A 21,410-nucleotide genomic window follows, 5' to 3' on the forward strand; every position below is an offset into this window, starting at 1 on the left:
GCGCCCGCGGCCTCGGCGAAATCCCCCGTCGCCGAGGCCGCGGGCGTTCGCGGTCCCGACCGGGCGTCAGCCCGCGATCCGGCGGCGCGGAGCAGGCACCCGGGCCGTCTCGCACAGTTCCACGTCACGGCGGCGGCGGCGCGCCAGCACGACCCGCCGCTCGGCCGCCGTCAGACCGCCCCACACCCCGTACGGCTCCGGCTGCGCCAGCGCGTGCTCCCGGCACTCCAGGAGCACCGGGCAGCGGGCACACACCTGCTTCGCCTGCTCCTCGCGCGACAGCCGGGCGGCCGTCGGTTCCTTCGACGGTGCGAAGAACAGGCCCACCTCGTCCCGTCGGCAGGCCGCGGCGGTGTGCCACGGATTGTCCTCACCCGCCGGCTGCGGAGCCGGGCGCCGTTCCAGCAGCCGGGCCGCCGCGACCACCGGCGAAGCGGCGGCGGACGGCGGCGTGGCCGACGACGGGGCGGCGGGCGAGGTGGTGCGGGACTCGATCGGATGCAGCACGGCCGTACTCCTGACGAGGCTCTCGGACACGGGGAAGCTCGCTCCCCTGCGGGCTGCGGGCCCCCGTTCCTCACACCCCCCGGGCCGGCCTCAGGCCGCCTCCGGTACGCAGCCGTACAAGAAGCGATGTGCCAGAGGAACTACCCCACGGCGCCGCGATTCATGCACACTGCACGCAATCGACTACAGCGTGCACCCGAGGCAACGTCGAGTGCCCGGCCGGGAGTTGACTCCGGCCGGGCACACGGGACGCGGTCCGTACGCGAATCAGTCGGCGCCGAGCTGCTTGCGCACCCACTCCTTGAGCTTCTTGCCCTTGCGCGGCTTCGCCTCGCAGCCGCCGAAGACCGCGGTGCCCTTCACCCGCACCACCGGCGCGTAGGGATCGGCGGCGGTCTGCTCCTTGACGTCGAAGCCCCCGAAGATGCCGACGCCGCTGCCGTGCAGGCTGACGTTCTCCGGCACCTTGATCTCCACCCCGCCGAAGATCGCCACCACCTCGATCACCACCTCGGGCGACTCGAAGACGGCGTCGGTCAGGTCGATCTCCACCCCGCCGAAGATCGCCACCGCCCGCAGGTTCGACCCCACCCGCCAGCGGCCCTTGCGGGACGATCCGCCGAAGACCGCCAGCATCGTCGGCGCCTCCGTCCGGGCCGGCAGCCGCACCGGACCGTTCTGGCGCGGGGCGCCGCCGGCCGCGGAACCCAGCGGCGGCTTCTCGAAGGAGACCTCCGTGTGCACCGGGAGGTCCCGGGTGAGCGGCACGAGTTCGCCGAGGGTCTTGGCGGAGTAGGCCGCCTCGATCCGCTCGGCGTGCTCGTCGACGTCCAACCGCCCCTCGGCGTAGGCGTCGCGCAGCAGCTCCGCCACCCGTTCGCGGTCGGCGTCCGAGGCCCGCATCTCGGCCTGCGCCACCGGCGCGTGGCCGGCTCCGGCGGGCGGCTTCGCCGCCGGCTTGGTCATCGGTATCGGCGACTGCCCCCGCGGCACGGGCGACGCCCCCCGGTCGTCCTTCTGATCGTCCATCGACGGCGAGTTGTCCACGGGGCAAGCCTAGCCACCGGGGCAAGCCTCGTACGCACGTGCGGGTGACGCCGGTCACGCAGGCTTACCTGTCCGCGTGCTTCGTTCGCGCGGGTCCTACCCTTGAGGGTGCTTCCGCCCTTGAGGGTGCTTCGCCGACGCAGCCGGAACACTGGATACCTAAGGACCGCCCCGATGGCTCCCACGCCAGACTTCGAGTACAGCGACCTGCTCCCCCTGGGCGCTGACCCGACCCCCTACCGCAAGCTCACCTCCGAGGGTGTCTCCACCTTCGAGGCCGGCGGGCGCACCTTCCTCCAGGTCGAGCCCGAGGCCCTGCGGCTGCTCACCGCCGAGGCGATGCACGACATCTCGCACTACCTCCGCCCCGCCCACCTCGCCCAGCTGCGCCGCATCCTGGACGACCCGGAGGCCAGCCCCAACGACCGCTTCGTCGCGCTGGACCTGCTGAAGAACGTCAACATCTCGGCCGGCGGCATCCTGCCCATGTGCCAGGACACCGGCACCGCCATCGTCATGGGCAAGCGCGGCCAGAACGTGCTGACGTCCGGCGGCGACGAGGCCGCCGTCGCGCGCGGCGTCTACGACGCGTACACCAAGCTCAACCTGCGGTACTCCCAGATGGCCCCGGTCACCATGTGGGACGAGAGGAACACCGGCAACAACCTGCCGGCCCAGATCGAGCTGTACGCCGCCGACGGCGACGCCTACAAGTTCCTCTTCATGGCCAAGGGCGGCGGCTCCGCCAACAAGTCGTACCTGTACCAGGAGACCAAGGCGATCCTCAACGAGGCGAGCATGCTCGCCTTCCTGGAGCAGAAGATCCGCTCGCTGGGCACCGCGGCCTGCCCGCCGTACCACCTGGCGATCGTGATCGGCGGCACCAGCGCCGAGTTCGCGCTGAAGACCGCCAAGTACGCCTCCGCGCACTACCTCGACCAGCTGCCGACCGAGGGCGACGCGAAGACCGGGCACGGCTTCCGGGACCTGGAGCTGGAGGCCAAGGTCACCGAACTGACCCAGAAGATCGGCATCGGCGCCCAGTTCGGCGGCAAGTACTTCTGCCACGACGTGCGCGTCGTCCGCCTGCCGCGCCACGGCGCCTCGCTGCCGGTCGCGATGGCCGTCTCCTGCTCGGCGGACCGCCAGGCGCTCGGCAAGATCACCGCCGAGGGCGTCTTCCTGGAGCAGCTGGAGACCGACCCGGCCAAGTACCTGCCGGACACCACCGACGACCACCTCGACGACGACGTGGTCCGCATCGACCTCGACCAGCCGATGTCCTCGATCCGGGCCGAGCTGTCCAAGTACCCCGTGAAGACCCGGCTCTCGCTCACCGGCACGCTCGTCGTCGCCCGCGACATCGCGCACGCCAAGATCAAGGAGCGCCTGGACGCCGGCGAGGGCATGCCCAAGTACCTCCAGGACCACCCGGTGTACTACGCCGGCCCGGCCAAGACCCCCGAGGGCTTCGCCTCCGGTTCGTTCGGCCCGACGACCGCCGGCCGGATGGACTCCTACGTCGACCAGTTCCAGGCCGCCGGCGGCTCGATGGTCATGCTGGCCAAGGGCAACCGCTCCAAGCAGGTCACCGACGCCTGCGCCGAGCACGGCGGCTTCTACCTGGGCTCCATCGGCGGCCCGGCCGCCCGCCTCGCCCAGGACTGCATCAAGAAGGTCGAGGTCCTGGAGTACGCCGAGCTGGGCATGGAGGCCGTCTGGCGGATCGAGGTCGAGGACTTCCCGGCGTTCGTCGTGGTGGACGACAAGGGCAACGACTTCTTCCGGGAGACCACCGAGGGCCCCCTGATCACCAGCCTGCGGGTCCGCTCCAAGGAGTAACGGACACCCGGACCCCCGGACACCCGAACGACGCCCCGGACGACGCCCCGGTCGCGCACCCCGCGACCGGGGCGTCGCCGTCGGCGTGCCGCCGGTGCCGGCGGTGCCTGTGCCGCCGCCGGGGCCGCCGGGGTCACGCGTCGAAGTCGTACTCCAGCACGTAGGACGCGGCGTCGAGGATCATCTCGTTCAGCTCGACGACCTGGCCCTCGTCGGCGAAGGCCGTCCGGCAGATGAGGATCACCGGGGTGCCCGCCGACAGCTCCAGCCGCGCGGTCTCCTCCGCGCCGGGCATCCGGGACCGGACCTCCTCGCGGAAGTGCACCGGCTTGGCCCCGATCTCCGCCAGCCGCGCGTACGTGCCGCCCGGGCCGGTGTCCTCGCGGGTGATCGCCGTCCCCGCGACCAGGCCGGCCGGCAGGTAGGACGTCGACAGCAGCACCGGCTTGCCGTCCAGGACGAACCGCCGGTGCCGCACGCACATCGGCGCACCCGGGTCGACGCCCAGCACCCGCGCCACGTGGTCCGGCGCCCCCTGCTCGGTGACCGAGACCTGGTCGACGACCAGGTTCCGCCGGTCGATGTCCGCCGACCATATCGAGCGGCCGGACCCCCACTGCCCCTGCGCGAGCCTTTGGATCCCGCGCCGCCGCAGCGGCCGGAAGTCCCGGACGAACACCCCCGAGCCCCTGCGCGCCTCCACGATGCCCTCGCTCTGCAGGACGCCGAGCGCCTGACGGGCCGTCATCCGGGCCACGCTGTACGCGTCCATGAGGTCGTTCTCGCCCGGTAGCCGGTCGCCGGCGCGGTACTCGCCCGCGTCGATGGCCGCCTTCAGGGTGTCGGCGATCCGTTGGTACTTGGGCTGTTTGTCGCCACTGCTGCCGGCCATCGCCTGCTCCCTCGTCCTCGCCGGAAATCGTAGGCGCGTTCGCGGCCTCCGGTAAGCCGATCGGACCGGTCAGGCCGTTGACATCTCTAGAGATATTAGCTTCTCTAGAGATGCTGGGTAGTCGCCGAGCAGAGCCGAACCGAGCCAAGCCACGACAGCGACCAGGGGCGGCCGCACCGGCGCCGCGCCCGCACCGGAGCAAGGAGCACTGCGGTGAGCACCCGTAAGCGCAACGCCGCGGCCTACCGGCCGCGAGTGGGTGAACTCGTCCTCGACACCAGGACCGGACGCACCGGCATCTACATGGACACCATCGGCGGGGAGCACTATCTCCGCCCACCGGACGGCGGCTGCGAGTGGACCGCCGACCCCGGACACATCGGCCCGGCCGGCGCCGGGGCGTCCCTCGCGGCGCTCGGAGCGCTCGGGGCCGCCGGACACGAACGACCCTGCGGTACCGGGGCCGGGGACACCGGACCGGCGGTCCGGGGCCGGATCGGGCGGCAGGCCGAACGGACCGGCAGGACGGACGGCGAGATCCGGCCACGGGGCACCGGCAGGCACGCCCCCGAACCCGACCGCGGGCGCCCGCCGGAGCACCGGACGGGGCCGGGCGCCTCGGCCGCCGCCGCGGGCGGCTGGTGACCTCCACCGGCCGGGCCGGCACCCGCGCCGGCCGGGCCGGAGCGGTCACGGGCGGGACGGCGAGTGCCCCACCCCGTCCTGCGGGGTGGGGCACTCGGGTGCTGGTGGGCTACGGGTGACCGGTGATGATGCCGGCGGAGGCGCCGGCGGCCGTCACGACACAGCCGGTGGTCACCACGATCGTCGAGACGGCGACGACCGCGAGGCGACGGAGCCTGTTCACACGGGTTCCCCCCTGGTGAGCGGCGGGTGCGGAGCGTCCGCGCCTACGGGTGGCTGGAGATGATGCCCTGCGGCTCGCGGTCCGTGCCGTGCACGCCGTCGGCCGAAGCGTCGGGCTCCACCACGTACGCGGCCTCGTCACCGAAGAGGTCGTCCTCCAGGTCCGCCTTCTGCGCGGCGGTCGGCTCGGTGTACTCGGCCGGGTTCGAGGTCGCGGCCACCGCGCCCTCGACGGCCTCGCCCGCCTCCACGGAGACGGCGTCCTCGGCCGGCGTCGTCGGCGCGGGGGTCTCGCTCTGGTTGTTGGCCATGGGCGGCTGCCTTTCGGTCATCACATGTCTTCTGCCCCACCGGCTTGGCGCGGGCCCGCGGTCAGTATCGTAGGGTTGATTAAATGTCCGATAAACATCGTGCGGCTTACCGTGCCGTCCGGCAGAGTCGGCCCTCCGCCTAAGCTGAAGCCACCACACAACGGCGGACCGCCGAGCGCCCTACCGGGATCATCGACACCAGGCCATCGGGGGACTTCATGGAGTTTCGGGAGACGCCGCCTGCACCGGCGCTGCGCTTCCAGGTACTCGGTCCGGTCCAGGCCTGGCTCGACGGCAAGCAGCTCGCACTCGGCTCTCCCCAGCAACAGGCCGTCCTCACCACCCTCCTGCTGCACGCCGGACGCCCGGTCACCACCCAGGACCTGGTGGACGGCCTCTGGGGCGACCGGCCGCCGGCCCAGGCCATCGCGGCGCTGCGGACCTACGTGTCCCGGCTGCGCACGGTCATCGAGCCCCGCCGCGAAGTGCGCGCGCCCGCCGAGCTGCTGATCTCGATCGCCGACGGCTACGCCCTGCACATCCCGGGCCGGGCCCTCGACCTGACCGTCTTCGAGCAGCTCGCCACCGAGGCCGCGACCGCCCGCGCCGGCGGCGACCTCGACAAGGCCCACCACCTCCTGGTCCGTGCGCTCGGCCTGTTCGCCGGCCGCCCGCTCACCGGCGTCCCCGGCCCGTACGCGGACGCGCAGCGGCTCCGGCTCGCCGAGCGGCAGATCGCCGTCGCCGAGGACCGGTGCACGATCGCGCTCGACATCGGCCTGCACGCCGAGGTGGTCGGCGAGTTGAACTCGCTCACCGCCGAACACCCGCTCCGGGAGCGGCTGCGCGAACTGCTGATGCTCGCGCTCTACCGGTGCGGACGGCAGGCCGAGGCGCTCGGCGTCTACACCGACACCCGCAAGCTGCTGATCGACGAACTCGGCGTCGAGCCGGGCTCGGGGCTCTCCGCGATGCACGCCCGCATCCTCGCGGCCGACCCGGCGCTGACCCTGCCGGCCGTCACCGCACCCGTGCCCGTCGCCCGCGAGGACGGCCCGGCCGCACAACCCGCCCCGGCCCAACTGCCGGCGGACGTCTCCGACTTCAGCGGACGCTCGGAGATGGTCGCCGACCTCTCCACCGTCCTCATGAACGCCACCGGCCAGGCCGTGGTCGTCACCTCGCTGGCCGGCATCGGCGGCGTCGGCAAGACCACCCTCGCCGTGCACGTCGCCCACCGGGTCCGCGCCGAGTTCCCGGACGGGCAGCTGTACGTCGACCTCCGGGGCGCGGGCGCCTCGCCCGCCGATCCGGCCGTGGTGCTCGGCGACTTCCTGCACGCCCTCGGCGTCACCGAGAACCCCGACTCGCTGGAGCAGCGCGCGGCCCTCTACCGGTCGCTGCTCGCCAGCCGGCGGATGCTGATCCTGCTCGACAACGCCCAGGACGCCGAGCAGATCCGACCGCTCATCCCGGGCGTCTCCGGGTGCGCCGTGCTCGCCACCAGCCGTTCCCGGCTGGCCGGCATCCCCGGCGCGCACCTCGTGGACGTCGAGGAGCTGACGCCCGAGGAGGCGCTGGCGCTCTTCTCCGCGATCGTCGGCGACCAGCGCGTCGCCGCCGAACCCGAAGCGGCCATGGCGGTCGTGACCGCCTGCGGATTCCTTCCGCTCGCCGTCCGCATCGCCGCCGCCCGGCTCGCCAGCCGGCCCCGGTGGAGCGTCTCGGACCTCGCCCGCCGCTTAGCCGACCAACGGCGCCGCCTGGACGAACTCCAACTGGGCAACCTCGCCGTGGAAACCACCATCGGCCTCGGCTACGGGCAACTGTCCGCCGCCGAGGCCCGCGCCTTCCGGCTGCTCTCGGTCGTGGACTCGCCCGACCTGCCGCTGGCGGCGGTGACGGCGCTGCTCGGCGTCGAGGAGACCGAGGCGGAGGACCTCGCCGAGGCCCTCGTCGAGGCCAACATGCTGGAGACCTTCTCGCCGGGCCGCTACCGGTACCACGACCTGCTCCGGCTGTACGCGCAGCGCCAGAACGAGCGGGCGGACGACACCGGGGAGCAGCAGGCCGCCCTCCGGCGCCTGCTCGACCTGCTGCTCGCGACCGTCCGCAACGCGGCGCAGGCCGTCGAGCCCGACGACCAGCTGCCCGAACCGCTGAACCCGCCCGCGTCGATCGGCATCCCGCTGATCACCAGCGACTTCGCCCAGGAGTGGCTGCGGACCGAGACCGCCCTGCTGCTCAGCTCGGTCGAGGCCGCCGTCCAGGGACCGAGCGAACTGCTGCGGCCCGCCGTCGACCTGCTGATCGTCCTGAACAGCCTGGTCGAGGACCCGACGCACGGCTCCCGGGTGCGCCACGTGCTGGAAGCCGCCGACCGGAACGCCACCTCGCACGCGGACTCCGCCGCCCTCGCCCGGGTGCACTTCGCCTTCGGCACGCTGCAGTCGATCACCAACGACTTCCAGAGCGCCGAGCAGTCCCTGCGCAAGAGTCTGGACCTCCAGGACGCCGAGGACATGACCGTCCTGCGCTCCGCCGCCGCCAACGACCTGGGGATCATCCTCAGCCTGGCCAACCGGCCCGCCGAGGCGCTGCCGTTCTTCGAACTGGCCCTCGCCATCAGCCGCGTGGTCGGCGCACCGATCGGCGAGGCCCGGCTGCTCGGCAACATGGCCCGGGCCCAGCTCGGTCTCGGCATGCTCGAAACGGCCGTCCGCTCCGTCACGGACGCCGTCGGCACCGCCCGCGCGTCCAAGAACGGCCCCTGCCTGGCCGACACGCTGTACCAACTCGGTGTCGTCCTCTCCTCCGCCGACGACCCGGCCACCGCCGCCGAGCACCTGCGCGAGTCGCACCGGCTCTACCAGTCCCAGCAGAACCGGCTGCGCGAGGGCTACACCCTCGCCCGCCTCTCCTCGTCCCTCCTCGCCGCCGGCCAGCAGGCCGAGGCGGCCGAGACGGCGGAGGAGTCCCTCGCCATCGGGCACGAGATGGACTCCGCCTACTGCCAGGGCCTCGCCAACGCCGCGCTGGGCGGGGCGCTGCTCGGCCTCGCCCAGCCCGCCCGTGGACTGGCGTGCCTGCGGGAGGCCCACGCCGTCTTCACGCGGCTCGGTGTGCCCGAGGCCTCCCCCGTGGCGGACCTCATCTCCCAGCAGCACACCGAGCCCCTCTCTCCCCCCGCGCCGTAGGTCTCCAATCCCCCGATCGCCCCCCTGGAGACCTTCCCGTAGGCGTTCGGCGCTCCCGCAGCCCCCCGGCTGCGGGAGCGCCTTCAACGCTTCCCCGGCGCTGACACCACTGTGCACCGGACCGATTGACGTTCGATAAACGCCCGGAAGTCCGCTCACGGATCGACGAAGTCCCAGGTCGGCGCGGTCGTACGGCCGAACTGCCCGGCGCGCGGGGTCGCACCGCACCACCCCGGCCCGCGACCCCGCGCTCCCGGGGCGGGGGGCAGCTCCGGCCAACCACCACGAGTTGGCCGAAAACGGACCCCATGGCGGAGTGATCACGCATATTCTCGGATGCCAGTACACACACGAGTGCACTTCTCCGGTGGAGCATCCGGAAAAGGCAGCGCGGCGACGCTCCCACGGTGCAGAGTGTCCCTGTGCAAAGAGTCTGTGCAAAGTGTCAGAGGGCAGTCAACGTGACAGTGTGACGCGGGGAGCGTGACGTACCGCCACCGGCAGCAGGCCGGCGGGGCAGCGCGGGCGCCGGGAGGACGGCAGCCCGGCCTCGCGCCTCGTCCAGCCGACCGGAGGCCCGGGTGGAAAGGTGCCTCTCAATCGTGACGACCGGACAGATATCCGATCCGTTCCCCGTCGACGGGGACGCGGACGGCGACGGCGGGCCCGACGTCCTGCGCCGTCGTGCCGAACGCGCCCTGCAGGCTGTCGCCTTCGACACCATCGGCTCCGGCTACGGCGAGGCGTTCCCCGCGAAGGACGGCCAGCTGGCCTGCGGCGCCCGCCTGCTGGCCCGGCTCGAACCGGGTGCCGCCGTCCTGGACGTCGGCTGCGGCAGCGGCGAACCGACCGTCCGGCAGCTGGGCGCGGCCGGCATGCGGGTCACCGGAACGGACCTGTCGGACGTCATGCTGGCCCTGGCCCGGGAGTCGCGCTTCCCGGGGCCGCACCCGCCGGTCCTCCACCGCATCGACATGTACGACCTGGCGACCGACCGCGCCGACCGGGCCTGGAACGCACCGGAGCTCGGCCCCCGCGGGCAGGGCACGTTCGACGCCGTCACCGCCTTCTTCTCCCTGATCCTCCTCCCCCAGGACGAGATCCCCACCGTGCTGACCCGGCTGCGCACCCTGCTGCGTCCCGGCGGGGTCCTCGCGCTCGGTATGGTCGAGGCCGACCTGGACCACGTTCCGCTGCCGTTCCTGGGGCGCGAGCTACGGATCAGCGGATACCTGCGGGAGGATCTCGAACGGGTCCTGGTGGCGTCCGGCTTCGCCGTCGAGGAGCAGGTGGGGCACCCGTACGCACCCGCCAGCACCTCGCTGCCGCCGGAGGAGCAGCTGTTCCTCTGCTGTCGGCGGGTCGGCTGACACGCGGTCGGGGCCGGCAGGTCGGGACGGGCGCGGTCGGGGCGGCGCGGGAGACGGGCGGGACAGGAGACGGGCGGGACGGGAACCGGCGGACCGGCCGCGAACGACGAGGATGAACGAGGGCCGAGGACCTGCGGCCCGGAACCGGGACACCCCGGAAGCGTCACACCACAGACAGACCAACAGACCGAACCGATCCCAGGACAGGCACCCGTGCGCGACCAGCTCAAATCCGAGGCCGGACAGCCGCCTGCCCTGCCCAGCCCGCGCCGGTCGCCGCCGGCCCAGCCGGATCCGGGGACCGGACCCGCGCCGGAGGCGGGGACCGGGCCGGAGGCGGGCCCCGGGACCGGATCGGACGGCCACGACCGGGTCGCCGAGCGCCTGGCCTACCTCGACTCCGCGACCCGGCGGATCAACAGCGCGCTCGACCTGGCCGCGACCCTGCGCAACGTCTGCCGCGTCCTCGTGCCGACCCTCGCCGACGCCGCCGTCGTCCACCTGCGCGACCCGCTGCCCAACGTCGAGCGCGAACCCGGCTTCCCGGAGCAGCTGCGGATCCACCACAGCCACGGCACCCGGCTGGGCCGCCGCGGCCGCCCGGCCGGCGACGACCGCCGCGACTCCCGGTACGGCTCGCACTACGGCAGCCGGTACGGCGCCCGCTCCACCGCCGACACCGGGCCGGCCACCCCGGTCACCCGCGGCGGCGCGCTCGCCCACACCCTGCTCAGCCGCCGCCCGGCCGAGCCGGTCGTCCTCGGCGCGACCGACGACTCCGGCAGCGCCCGCACCACCGAGCTGCTGCGCGAGCTGTACGGCGCGCGCGGTCTCTCCCGGCTCGGCCCCGGGACGTCCGTCCTCGCCCTGCCGCTGCGCGGACGGAAGGCCGTGCTCGGCCTGCTGGTGCTCATCCGCCGGCCTCCCGAACGGACCGGCCGGCCCTCCTTCGACGCCGCCGACACCGCGACCGCCGCCCACCTCGCCACCCAGGCCGGGCTGGCCGTCGACACCGCGCTCCGGTACGCCCGCGAATGGGAGATAGCCAACGAGCTCCAGCGCAGCATGCTGCCGCTGCGCCTCCCCCAGCCGCACGGCGTCCGGCTCGCCCAGCGCTACCTGCCCGGCGAGCGGGGCGCCCAGGTCGGCGGCGACTGGTACGACGCCGTGCCGCTGCCCGGCAACCGGGTGGCGCTGATCGTCGGCGACGTGATGGGCCACTCGCTCACCTCGGCCGCCATCATGGGCCAGCTCCGCACCAGCGCCCAGACCCTGGCCGCGCTCGACCTGCCGCCGCACGAGGTGCTGTACCACCTGGACGAACAGGCCCAACGGCTCGGCCGCGAACAGCACCTGGCCACCTGCGTCTACGCGGTGTACGACCCGATCGCCAACCGGGTGGTGCTCGCCAACGCCGGCCACGTGCCGCCGGTGCTCGTCCAGCCGGACGGGACGGCCGAACTCCTCGACCTGGAGTCGGGTGCGCCGATCGGCGTCGGCGGTGTCGACTTCTCCTCCGTCGAACTCCCCGCGCCGCCCGGCTCGGCCCTGCTGCTGTTCACCGACGGCCTGGTGGAGACCCGCAGCCGGCCCCTCAGCGACGGACTGGAACTGCTCCGGGCCCGGCTCGCCAACGCCCACCGGCACACGCCCGAGAACCTCTGCCAGGAGGCGTTGCGCATCCTGCCGCCGGGCGACCGCGGGGACGACATCGCCCTGCTGGCCGCCTGCTTCGACGGCATCCCGGCCGGGGACGTCGCGCACTGGTACCTCCAGCCGCGCAACGAGACACCGGGGCGGGCCCGCCGGCTGGTCGCGCACACCCTGCGCCGCTGGGGTCTGGAGAAGCTCACCGAGGCGACCGAGCTGATGGTCAGCGAGCTGGTCACCAACGCCGTCCAGCACGCGACCCGCCCGATCACGCTGAGCCTGGTCCGCACGTCCCGGCTGCGCTGCGAGGTCGGGGACGACAGCCCGCTGCTGCCCCGGCCGCGCCGGACCGGGCCGGAGGACGAGCGCGGACGGGGACTGCAGATAGTGGCCCGGTGCGCGGAGCGCTGGGGTGCCACCCGTCTGGGCACCGGCAAGGTCGTCTGGTTCGAGCAGCGACTGCCGTAGCCCGGGGCCGTCCGGCCGCCGCGGCGACTCCCGGCCGGGTACGCCGGGAGCCGCGCGCGCACGGGCCGTCCGGACCCGTCGGGCCCGTGCGCCGGGCGATCAGACCCGCGCGGCCGGCCGGCCGGCGTCGTCGGCCGCCCCGCCGGCCGCACCGCCGTTCTCGTCGCCGTTCTCGTCGCCGACGTGGCCGTTCGCACCGCCGTTCGCGGGCTTCTCCAGTCGGGCCAGCAGCTGCTCACCCTCCATGTCCACCCGCGGCACCACCCTCTCCAGGCTCTTCGGGAACCACCACGCGGCCTTGCCGAACAGCGCCATCGCGGCCGGCACCAGGGCCATCCGCACCACGAAGGCGTCCACCAGCACGCCCACGGCGAGCGCGAAGCCGATCGGCTGGACGATCGGGTCGTGGCCGAAGACGAAGGACCCGAAGACCGCGATCATGATCAGCGCGGCGGCGGTGACCACCCGGGCCCCGTTCTTCACCCCGGCCACCACGGCCTCCCGCGGGGCCATGCCGTGCACGTGGTGCTCCTTCATCCCGGAGACCAGGAACAGCTCGTAGTCCATCGCCAGCCCGAACAGCACGCCGATCAGCAGGATCGGCACGAAGCTCACCACCGGGCCGACCTTCGGCACGTCGATCACGCCGTCCAGCCAGCCCCACTGGTAGACGGCCACGACGGCGCCGAGCGAGGCGGTGATGGAGAGCAGGAAGCCGGCCACCGCCTTGAGCGGCACCAGGACGGAACGGAAGGCCAGCGCCAGCAGCACCATCGCGATGCCCGCGATCACGGCGACGAACGGCGGGAGCGCGTCGGTCAGCTTGGCGGAGACGTCGATGTTGGCGGCCGTGGTGCCGGTGACGTCGATCCGGGCCCCGGTCGCGGCCTTGAGGCCGTCCCGCTGGTCGCGGATCTCGGTGACCAGGTCCCGGGTGTCCGCGTGGTCCGGGCCGGTCTTCGGGATGACGGTGAGCAGGGTGGTGCCGCTCGGCTCGTCGACGGCCGGCGGCAGCAGGGTCCGGACGCCGTCCAGGCCGGAGAGCTTCTCGGCGACGCCCTGCACGGCGGCGTCCGGCCGGGCGGCGCCCCCGGTGTCCACGACGACCACCAGCGGCGCGTTGAAGCCGGGCCCGAAGCTTCGGTCGATCAGGTCGTAGGCCGTGCGGGCGTCGGTGCCCCTGGCCTGGGAGCCACCGCCCGGCAGGCCGAGGGTGAGGCTCGCGGCGGGCACCGCGAGGGCGACCAGGGCGGTCAGTCCGGTGAGCAGGACGACCAGCGGGCGGCGGACCACCAGTTCCGCCCAGCGCTCGCCGAGCGTGGTCCGGTCGGGGGCCCGGAGCGCGCGCCGCCAGACCGGCAGCCGGTCGATGGCACGCCCGGCGAAGCCGAGCAGCGCGGGCAGCAGGGTGATCGCGACCAGTACCGCGACCACCACGGCGCCGGAGGCGGCGAGGCCCATCACGGTGAGGAAGGGCACGCCGGCGACGGCCAGCCCGGCCAGCGCGACGACGACGGTCAGGCCGGCGAAGACCACCGCGCTGCCGGCGGTCGCGTTGGCGCGGGCGGCGGCCTCGTCCGGCTCCAGCCCCTCGGCGAGATGGCGCCGGTGCCGGGAGACGATGAACAGGGCGTAGTCGATGCCGACCGCGAGGCCGACCATCAGGGCCAGCACCGGCGCGGTGGAGATGATCTCGAACGAGCCGGCCAGCGTCAGCAGCCCGGCGAGTGCGACCCCGACCCCGACCAGGGCGGTGACCAGCGGCAGCCCGGCCGCGACCAGCGAGCCCAGGGTCATCACCAGGACCAGTCCGGCCACCGCCAGACCGACCGCCTCGCCGCCCTCGACCTGTGCCATCCGGTTGTACGCGTCGCCGCCGAAGGCCACGGTCAGCCCGGCCGCGCGGGCCGGCTCGGCGGCCTCCCTGACCGCGTCGCGCTGCTGGTCGGTGATGTCGCCGAGCTCGCGGTCGAAGGAGACCAGGGCGAGCGCGACCCGGCCGTCCGGGGAGAGCGCACCGGTGGCGTACGGGTCGGGCGCGGCCGAGACGCCGGGGACGGCGGCGATCCGGCCGACCGCCTCGCCGACGGCCCTGGCGGTGTCCGGGGCCGCGACGCCGCCGGCGCCGTCGGTGGCGAAGACCACCTGGGCGGAGCCGTGGCCCTGCTCGGGGAAGGTGTCGGTGATCCGGTCCAGGGTGGCCTGCGCCTCGGTCCCGGGGACCTTGAACTCGTCGCTGGTCTTGCCCGCGAACGCCCCCGCGGCGCCGCCGACGGCGATCAGCAGGGCCAGCCAGACGGCGAGCACGGTGCGCCTTCGGCGGAAGCAGAGTCGGCCCAGGCGGTACAGGTACGTGGCCATGCGGGCACCTTCGATCGGGTCGGTCGAGGCAGGCGGCTGCCTGAACAGGTCTCGGACCACCGTACGCGCAAGTTTGTCGGGCGACAAAGTCGCTCGACGCGAACCTGTGACGCATTCGTCCGATCAGGTTGTCTGAACATGGCGATACCCTGGCCCAATGGCACATGTCCCCGCCTCCGAAAGGCGCCCCCAACTGATCCAGGCCGCCATCGACCTGATGGCCCGGGAGGGGATCGCCGCCGGCAGCACCCGGGCGATCGCGGCCGAGCTGGGCGTGGCGCAGGCGACGGTGCACTACACCTTCGGCACCAAGAAGGACCTCTACCGCTCCGTCGTCGAGGAGCTGACCGCGGAGTTCATCCACCAGGTCCGCGCCGCCTCCCCCGGCGACGGGTCGTTCGGCGAGCAGGTGCGGACCATGGTCTACGCACTCTGGGAGAGCGCCGTCGCCGAGGGCGGGCGGTGCGCGCTGATCACCGAGTTCACGGCGCTGTCACTGCGCGACCCGGATCTCCAGGAGATCATGCGCGCGGTCCAGCACGAGATCGAGAGCACCGCCGCCGAACTGCTCACCGCGCTCGCCGAGGCGCACGGCCAGACCCTGGCCGTGCCCGCCGACGAGATCGCGGTCCTGTTCCTGGTCGGCTTCAACGGGCTGACCGACCGCTACATGGTGCTGCGCCGGGCCGGCGAGCGACCGGACGCCGTGGCGCTGCACACCCTCGACCTGCTGATCGCCACCACGATCGGACTCTGCCTGGGAGCACCGGCCCGCCTGCCCTGACGGGCGCCCGACGGGCCGGCTCGCGATCCGCGGCCCCCTCGGAGCATCAGAGCACCAGGCGGACCGGCAGCTCGGCCAGCACCTCGCGCAGCGAGACGGCGAACCGGTCGTACTCGGCGCTGCGGGCCGAGCCCGGCCTGGTGGCGAGCCCGATCCGCCGCCCCGGCGCCGGGGCGGCGAAGCGCACGGCGGCCAACCGGTCGGTGCGGCTCGTCTCGACGTCCAGCGCCGTGGCGGGCAGCAGGGTCACTCCGAGGCCGCCGGCGACCAGCTGGACCAGGGTGGAGAGGCCGGCCGCCCTGGTGGTGGCGCCGGCCGGGTCCGCGCCGACCTCGCGGCAGATGTCGAGGGCCTGGTCGCGCAGGCAGTGCCCCTCCTCCAGCAGCAGGACGTCCAGGTCGAGCAGGACGTCGCGCGGCACGTCGACCCGGCCGGCCAGCTCGTGGTCGGCCGGGGTGACCAGGACGAAGTCCTCGTCGAACAGCGGGATGTCCCGGGTCGGCGCGGCCCCGCCGGCCGGCAGCGCCAGCAGCAGCACGTCCAGCCGCCCGGCGGCCAGGCCCTCCAGCAGCGACGACGTCCGTTCCTCGTGGACGTGCAGCTCCAGGTCCGGGTAGCGGTCCCGGACCAGCCGCAGCACCGGCGGGAGCAGGTACGGCGCGACGGTCGGGATGACGCCCAGGTGCAGCGGCCCGGTGAACGGGCGGCGGGCGGCCTCCACCTCCTCGGTCAGCCCCTGCAGGGAGGCGAGCACCCGGCGCGAGTGTTCGAGCACGCGCTCCCCCAGCTGGGTGATAATCACCTTCCGCGTCGTACGCTCGATCAGCTGCGCGCCCAGCGACTCCTCCAACGCCGCGACCGCCGCGGACAGCGCCGGCTGACTGGTCCCGGTGGCCGCCGCGGCCTCCCGGAAGTGCCGGTGCTCGGCCACCGCGACGAAGGCCCTGAGCTGGGCGACCGTCGGTGTGCGGGGGGCGCGGGATGTGGCACTCGCCACAGCGCCCTCGGGTTTGCGGGCGGGAGCCCTGCGCCCCGTGGGGCGGGAGGGGGGCTTGGGGGTATTGATAACTCTCTCCGATCAGACACATCGAGTGTAGCTATTTCCCTGATCAGTCCACGATGTGGAATGGTAGAGACCGTTCCGCAAAACGGACAAACCCCCCTCAGTCTCACTTCAGGAGAAGCGAACGTGCTCACGATCGGTGACAAGTTCCCCGAGTTCGAACTCAACGCCTGCGTCGACCTGGACGCCGCGAACGCCTTCGCCGAGATCAACCACAAGTCCTACGAGGGCAAGTGGAAGATCGTGTTCTTCTGGCCGATGGACTTCACCTTCGTCTGTCCGACCGAGATCGCCGCGTTCGGCAAGCTGAACGACGAGTTCGCCGACCGCGACGCCCAGATCCTCGGCGTCTCCGGCGACTCGGAGTTCGTCCACCACGCCTGGCGCAAGGACCACAAGGACCTCCGCGACCTGCCGTTCCCGATGCTGGCCGACGTCAAGCACGACCTCATGCGCGCCTGCGGCGTCGAGGCCGCGGACGGCACCGCCCAGCGCGCCGTCTTCATCGTGGACCCGAACAACGAGATCCAGTTCGTCATGGTGACCGCCGGCTCCGTCGGCCGTAACCCCAAGGAGGTCCTGCGGGTGCTGGACGCCCTGCAGACCGACGAGCTGTGCCCGTGCAACTGGACCAAGGGCGAGGACACCCTCGACGCCCAGGCCCTGCTGGCCGGCTGACCCATGGCCCTCGACGACCTGAAGTCCGCCCTCCCGGACTACGCCAAGGACCTCAAGCTCAACCTGGGCTCGGTCATCGGCAACTCCGACCTCCCCGCCCAGCAGCTCTGGGGCACCGTGCTCTCCTGCGCGATGGCCACCCGCAGCGCCGCCGTGCTGCGTGAGCTGGAGCCCGAGGCCAAGGCCAACCTCTCCCCGGAGGCGTACACCGCCGCCAAGGGCGCGGCCGCGATCATGGGGATGAACAACGTCTACTACCGGACGCTGCACCTGCTCTCCGACAAGGAGTACAGCAGCATGCGGGCCGGTCTGCGGATGAACATCATCGGCACCCCGGGCGTCGAGAAGGTCGACTTCGAGCTCTGGTGCTTCGCGGTCTCCGCGATCAACGGCTGCGGCCAGTGCCTCGACTCGCACGAGGGCGTCCTCCGCAAGGCCGGCGTCGACCGCGACGTCATCCAGGCCTCGATGAAGATCGCCGCCGTGCTCCAGGCCGTCGCCGGCGTCCTCGACGCCGAGGCCGCGCTCGCGACCGTCAACGCCTGACGACGCACCCGCACCACCCCCGAACGGGCCCCCGCGCCGGACACCACGTCCGCCCGGGGGCCCGTTCGCGTACCGGGAGGGCGGCGACTACGACGCCGGTGGTGCCGGGGCTCGGGTCGCGGCCTCGCGGGCGGCCTCCAGGGCGGTGAAGACCGCCTGGCCCGCCTCGTTGCGGCGGCGAAGGTGGGTGACCACGGTGTTGGTGACCGCGATCAGCGGGACGGCGACGATCGCACCGCCGATGCCGCCGATGATGGAGCCGGCGGCCACCCCCAGCACCACGCCGAGCGGGTGGACGCGGACCGCCCGGCCGAGGATGAGCGGCTGGAGGATGTGTCCCTCCAGCTGCTGGACGGCGATCAGCACCACCAGCACCATCAGCGCGGTCCACGGCGTGGTGGTGACCAGGGCGATCAGCACCGCGACGGTCCCGGTGACCAGCGCACCCACCAGCGGGACGAAGGCGCCCAGGAAGATGATCACGGCGAGCGGCAGCGCCATCGGCACCCCGAGCAGCTGGATGCCGATGCCGATGCAGACCGCGTCGATGAAGGCCACGCAGACGGTGCCGCGCACGTAGGCGGTGAGCGTCGCCCAGGCCTTCGGCCCGGCCCCGGCCATCGCGTACCGGGAGTGCCGGGGCAGGCCCCGCAGCGCCCAGTTCCAGATCCGCTCGCCGTCGTAGAGGAAGAAGAAGGTGGTGAAGAAGGCCAGCAGCACGGCGGTCAGCACCTCGACGGCGATCTGCGCGCCGGTCAGGCTGGCCGAGGTGATCTGCTCGGTGTTGGTGCTGATCGCCTTGGTGATCTGGTTGGCGAAGTCGGTGATCTGCTGCTCGGTCAGGTGCAACGGCCCGGTGATCAGCCAGTCCCGGAGCTGGTCGACGCCCGCCTTGACCTTGCTGGTGACGGTCTCCAGGTTGGTGGTCACCTGCCAGACCACGAACCAGCCGACCAGGCCGATTCCGGCCAGGCCGCTCATGAACACCCCACCGGCGGCCAGCGAGCGCGGGACGCCGTGCCGGCGCAGCCAGGAGACGGTGGGCTCCAGCAACGCGGAGATCAGCAGCGAGGCGAGCACCGCGAAGGCGACCAGCCGCAGCATGTCGACGATGTAGAAGACGACGTACAGCGCGGCACCGAGCAGCAGCAGCCGCCAGGTGGACTCGGCGGCCACCCGCAGGCTCCACGGCACCGCCTCGGCGGGGGTGGCGGGCCGCCCGAAGTGTCCGTGGGACCCACCGGACCCGCCGGACGCGGTCGGCGGGACCGCGGCGGCCGGTGCGGCGGCGGCAGCGACAGGCGCCGCCTCCTCCCGGGGAGCCGGCAACGGCGCCGGGAGCTCCGCGGCGGCGGGCGCCGCCAGGAGCAGGGATTCGTGGAAGTCGGCCGCCATCGCGGCCCGTCGGCGCCGCTCGATCACGGCGGCCGCGCTCGCCACCACGGCCATGCCCTTGGCCACGGCCTTGAAAGCCTTTCCGCCCCGCGCCATGCTCGCTACCACTTCTCCCCGCCGGACCCGCCGTGTCCGGCGGGACGCCGTGGGTCCCGCCACGGCCGTCAGGGATGACGCTACCCGGCCGGGGCGCGCCGAGTCCGCCGGGCGGGCGGGTTCTTCGTACCCACCGGCGGAGAACGGGCCACGGCCGGAGTGGGGATACCGGGGCGAAACCACGCAGTTCGGGTGGTTTCAGGCGTCGGGCAGCGGGGAGGAGTCGGTCGGGACCGGAGCCAACTGTCGGCGGACCGGCCGGTGCGGAGAGCTACCAGGACCCCTCTCCGCGCCCCGCGTCCGCACCCAGGACCGCACCGCCCGTGGGCGCACTGGTCAGCGCAGCCCGGGCGGCGCGGCCCGCTCGCGCCGGGGCCGGATCGCCCCCGGGTAGGGCCCGGCGGTTCACGGTTCGCAGCGGTTCGCGGACGACACGGCACGGCCCCCGGTCGCGCTGTCCGCGCGGCCGGGGGCCGTGGTGAAGCCGGTGGACCCGGTACTCGGCCGGTGGGCCTAGTACCAGTGGTGCGACTGCCAGAACGACCAGGCGCCACAGGGGCTGCCGTAGCGGCTGTTCATGTAGCTGAGGCCCCACTTGATCTGCGTGGCCGGGTTGGTGCGCCAGTCGGCGCCCGCCGAGGCCATCTTCGTCCCGGGCAGCGCCTGGACCAGGCCGTACGCGCCGGAGCTCTTGTTGGTGGCGGTGTAGTTCCAGCCGGACTCGCGCTTCACGATCTGGCTGAAGCACTGGAACTGGGCGTCGTTGCCGACGATCTGCTGGGCGAGCTCCTGGACGGAGCCGGGGCTGACCGAGACCGGCGGAGCCGCGTTGTCGGTGGCAGCCATCGCCGAGCGCGACTTGGAGCGGTTGGCGGCGGCCTCGTCGGCCTTCCGCTTCTCCTCGGCCGCCTTGGCGGCCTTCTCCGCGTCGGCCTTGGCCTGCGCCTCCTTGGCCTGCGCCTCGGCCTTGGCCTGGGCGTCGGCCTTGGCCTGGGCGTCGGCCGCGGCCTGCTGGCGCGCGGCCTCCTCGGCGGCCTTCTGCTCGGCGGCTGCCTTGGCGGCGGCGTCGGCGGCGGCCTGCTGGGCGGTTGCCTGCGTGCCGATGTTGTCGCTGATGGTCTGCGCCTGGGCGCCAGAGGGGACTTCGGCAAGCAGGGTCGCACCGGCGACATCGACCGTCTGCGTCGTCTTGCCCTCGCTGCCCGAGGCCATGCCCACGACGGCACCAACAGCGGTGACGGCGGTGGCGGAGGCGACAGCAACTCCCCGGACCGAGATCCGAGTCACATGGTTTCCTTCCAGCATCGCCCACGCGTGACCGTACGGGCGCAACATGCCCCTTGGCGCTGCCCTCCGGACGTGCTGGTCACGGGAGGTACTGACCCGGCGTCCGGCCGACGTGAGGCGACCGGGCGTTGAGATCGGGCGGCGTACGGCTCATCGGTGTTCAATTGTGCGTCCACTGACCGGAGTTGGTGGACCGTCCGGGCCGGACTTCCGGGCGTCCGGAAGCCATGCCATGCCGTACGCGGGGCCTGACAGAACCCTCACCATGCCGCAAGGGGCACTGTCGACGCAATTCCCTGTTGCGTGGCGGATGTCACATTCACCGTGCCGGAGTTCTCCGGACAGAAAGCACTCGATGTGATGAAAGGGACGAGACCCGCTCCGTCAGGAGCGGGTCTCGCGCCGCGAATTGACCTTTTTGTCCCGCTATGACTGGATCGCCCCGATCAGGGGTGGATGTCCTCCAGCATCTCGGTCACCAGGGCCGCGATCGGCGAACGCTCCGACCGGGTCAGCGTGATGTGGGCGAAGAGCGGATGGCCCTTCAGCTTCTCCACCACGGCGACGACGCCGTCGTGGCGGCCGACCCGGAGGTTGTCGCGCTGCGCGACGTCGTGGGTGAGGACCACCCGCGAGCCCTGGCCGATCCGGGAGAGCACGGTGAGCAGGACGTTTCGCTCCAGCGACTGCGCCTCGTCCACGATCACGAAGGCGTCGTGCAGGGAACGCCCCCGGATGTGGGTCAGCGGCAGGACCTCCAGCATCCCCCGGGAGATGATCTCCTCGATCACGTCCGGGGTGGTGACGGCCGAGAGCGTGTCGAAGACGGCCTGGGCCCAGGGGCTCATCTTCTCGCTCTCGCTGCCCGGCAGGTAGCCGAGCTCCTGGCCGCCGACCGCGTAGAGGGGCCGGAAGACCATCACCTTCCGGTGCTGCTGCCGCTCCAGGACCGCCTCCAGCCCGGCGCAGAGCGCCAGCGCGGACTTCCCCGTCCCGGCCCGGCCGCCCATCGAGACGATGCCGACCTCCGGGTCCAGCAGGAGGTCCAG

The 21,410-nt window shown here is 73.0% G+C and carries 17 protein-coding genes; 8 read left to right on the forward strand and 9 right to left on the reverse strand.

From position 1 onward, the window contains the following. Positions 1–66: 66 nt before the first annotated feature. The gene (locus tag ACFWOG_RS27940; protein WP_380361454.1) at positions 67–426 is read right to left on the reverse strand and encodes a WhiB family transcriptional regulator; all 360 of its coding nucleotides are present in this window, start codon (positions 424–426) and stop codon (positions 67–69) included. A gap of 348 nt (positions 427–774) precedes the next feature. Then, a complete protein-coding gene (locus tag ACFWOG_RS27945; RefSeq protein ID WP_380361456.1) occupies positions 775–1,536 on the reverse strand; it encodes a DUF1707 domain-containing protein in 762 nt (253 codons plus the stop codon). A gap of 192 nt (positions 1,537–1,728) precedes the next feature. Here ACFWOG_RS27945 and ACFWOG_RS27950 point away from each other — a divergent pair, with 192 nt between their 5' ends. After that, positions 1,729–3,396, forward strand: coding sequence for a fumarate hydratase (locus ACFWOG_RS27950; RefSeq protein WP_380361439.1), 1,668 nt, complete (start codon positions 1,729–1,731; stop codon positions 3,394–3,396). Between the two features lie 133 nt (positions 3,397–3,529). Here ACFWOG_RS27950 and ACFWOG_RS27955 read toward each other — a convergent pair whose 3' ends face one another. Further along, entirely contained in the window at positions 3,530–4,288 is a 759-nt protein-coding gene (locus tag ACFWOG_RS27955) for a GntR family transcriptional regulator (protein WP_329876190.1), read from the reverse strand. Between the two features lie 213 nt (positions 4,289–4,501). On the opposite strand from ACFWOG_RS27955, the gene ACFWOG_RS27960 reads away from it, so the two are divergent. Continuing rightward, positions 4,502–4,933 (forward strand): hypothetical protein, encoded by a 432-nt coding sequence (locus tag ACFWOG_RS27960; RefSeq protein WP_380361441.1) that lies wholly within the window; start codon positions 4,502–4,504, stop codon positions 4,931–4,933. A 266-nt stretch (positions 4,934–5,199) separates the two neighbouring features. Here ACFWOG_RS27960 and ACFWOG_RS27965 read toward each other — a convergent pair whose 3' ends face one another. Further along, positions 5,200–5,487 (reverse strand): hypothetical protein, encoded by a 288-nt coding sequence (locus ACFWOG_RS27965; protein WP_329876186.1) that lies wholly within the window; start codon positions 5,485–5,487, stop codon positions 5,200–5,202. Between the two features lie 197 nt (positions 5,488–5,684). On the opposite strand from ACFWOG_RS27965, the gene ACFWOG_RS27970 reads away from it, so the two are divergent. From ACFWOG_RS27970 to ACFWOG_RS27980, 3 genes are all read left to right on the forward strand, one after another. Then, positions 5,685–8,663 (forward strand): BTAD domain-containing putative transcriptional regulator, encoded by a 2,979-nt coding sequence (locus tag ACFWOG_RS27970; protein ID WP_380361444.1) that lies wholly within the window; start codon positions 5,685–5,687, stop codon positions 8,661–8,663. Between the two features lie 602 nt (positions 8,664–9,265). Continuing rightward, a complete protein-coding gene (locus ACFWOG_RS27975) occupies positions 9,266–10,033 on the forward strand; it encodes a class I SAM-dependent methyltransferase (RefSeq protein ID WP_329949346.1) in 768 nt (255 codons plus the stop codon). A gap of 213 nt (positions 10,034–10,246) precedes the next feature. Continuing rightward, positions 10,247–12,151: a SpoIIE family protein phosphatase gene (locus ACFWOG_RS27980; protein ID WP_329949347.1), complete on the forward strand. Its 1,905-nt coding sequence runs from the start codon at positions 10,247–10,249 to the stop codon at positions 12,149–12,151. Positions 12,152–12,250: 99 nt separating this feature from the next. Here the strand turns inward: ACFWOG_RS27980 and ACFWOG_RS27985 are convergent, their stop codons facing one another. Continuing rightward, complete coding sequence (locus ACFWOG_RS27985) at positions 12,251–14,512, reverse strand: MMPL family transporter (RefSeq protein WP_380361447.1); 2,262 nt, start codon at positions 14,510–14,512, stop codon at positions 12,251–12,253. 157 nt (positions 14,513–14,669) lie between these two features. Here ACFWOG_RS27985 and ACFWOG_RS27990 point away from each other — a divergent pair, with 157 nt between their 5' ends. Then, positions 14,670–15,296: a TetR/AcrR family transcriptional regulator gene (locus ACFWOG_RS27990; RefSeq protein WP_329876176.1), complete on the forward strand. Its 627-nt coding sequence runs from the start codon at positions 14,670–14,672 to the stop codon at positions 15,294–15,296. 46 nt (positions 15,297–15,342) lie between these two features. Here ACFWOG_RS27990 and ACFWOG_RS27995 read toward each other — a convergent pair whose 3' ends face one another. Further along, the gene (locus tag ACFWOG_RS27995; protein WP_329949349.1) at positions 15,343–16,293 is read right to left on the reverse strand and encodes a LysR substrate-binding domain-containing protein; all 951 of its coding nucleotides are present in this window, start codon (positions 16,291–16,293) and stop codon (positions 15,343–15,345) included. 192 nt (positions 16,294–16,485) lie between these two features. On the opposite strand from ACFWOG_RS27995, the gene ACFWOG_RS28000 reads away from it, so the two are divergent. Both ACFWOG_RS28000 and ACFWOG_RS28005 read left to right on the forward strand, forming a co-directional pair. Further along, positions 16,486–17,037 carry a peroxiredoxin gene (locus tag ACFWOG_RS28000; protein ID WP_030397082.1) on the forward strand — a complete coding sequence of 184 codons (552 nt, stop codon included), beginning with the start codon at positions 16,486–16,488 and terminating at the stop codon, positions 17,035–17,037. A 3-nt stretch (positions 17,038–17,040) separates the two neighbouring features. Further along, positions 17,041–17,583: an alkyl hydroperoxide reductase gene (locus ACFWOG_RS28005; protein ID WP_329876167.1), complete on the forward strand. Its 543-nt coding sequence runs from the start codon at positions 17,041–17,043 to the stop codon at positions 17,581–17,583. An 87-nt stretch (positions 17,584–17,670) separates the two neighbouring features. Here ACFWOG_RS28005 and ACFWOG_RS28010 read toward each other — a convergent pair whose 3' ends face one another. The 3 genes from ACFWOG_RS28010 to ACFWOG_RS28020 all read right to left on the reverse strand — a co-directional run. After that, positions 17,671–19,074: an AI-2E family transporter gene (locus ACFWOG_RS28010; RefSeq protein ID WP_380361450.1), complete on the reverse strand. Its 1,404-nt coding sequence runs from the start codon at positions 19,072–19,074 to the stop codon at positions 17,671–17,673. 513 nt (positions 19,075–19,587) lie between these two features. Further along, on the reverse strand, positions 19,588–20,361 hold the full coding sequence (locus ACFWOG_RS28015) for a transglycosylase SLT domain-containing protein (protein ID WP_329949351.1): 774 nt from the start codon (positions 20,359–20,361) through the stop codon (positions 19,588–19,590). A gap of 446 nt (positions 20,362–20,807) precedes the next feature. Beyond that, positions 20,808–21,410: PhoH family protein (locus ACFWOG_RS28020; protein ID WP_380361452.1), on the reverse strand; the 603-nt coding region annotated here is incomplete at its 5' end.

This window comes from Kitasatospora sp. NPDC058406 (assembly GCF_042722765.1).
Classification (GTDB): domain Bacteria; phylum Actinomycetota; class Actinomycetes; order Streptomycetales; family Streptomycetaceae; genus Kitasatospora.

Bases quoted from the DNA above. Each gene is read 5' to 3' on its own strand.
- ACFWOG_RS27945 (WP_380361456.1), bottom strand. From the start codon at position 1,536: ATGGACGATCAGAAGGACGACCGGGGGGCGTCGCCCGTGCCGCGGGGG.
- ACFWOG_RS27950 (WP_380361439.1), top strand. From the start codon at position 1,729: ATGGCTCCCACGCCAGACTTCGAGTACAGCGACCTGCTCCCCCTGGGC.
- ACFWOG_RS27955 (WP_329876190.1), bottom strand. From the start codon at position 4,288: ATGGCCGGCAGCAGTGGCGACAAACAGCCCAAGTACCAACGGATCGCC.
- ACFWOG_RS27965 (WP_329876186.1), bottom strand. From the start codon at position 5,487: ATGACCGAAAGGCAGCCGCCCATGGCCAACAACCAGAGCGAGACCCCC.
- ACFWOG_RS27970 (WP_380361444.1), top strand. From the start codon at position 5,685: ATGGAGTTTCGGGAGACGCCGCCTGCACCGGCGCTGCGCTTCCAGGTA.
- ACFWOG_RS27985 (WP_380361447.1), bottom strand. From the start codon at position 14,512: ATGGCCACGTACCTGTACCGCCTGGGCCGACTCTGCTTCCGCCGAAGG.
- ACFWOG_RS27990 (WP_329876176.1), top strand. From the start codon at position 14,670: ATGGCACATGTCCCCGCCTCCGAAAGGCGCCCCCAACTGATCCAGGCC.
- ACFWOG_RS28005 (WP_329876167.1), top strand. From the start codon at position 17,041: ATGGCCCTCGACGACCTGAAGTCCGCCCTCCCGGACTACGCCAAGGAC.
- ACFWOG_RS28010 (WP_380361450.1), bottom strand. From the start codon at position 19,074: ATGGCGCGGGGCGGAAAGGCTTTCAAGGCCGTGGCCAAGGGCATGGCC.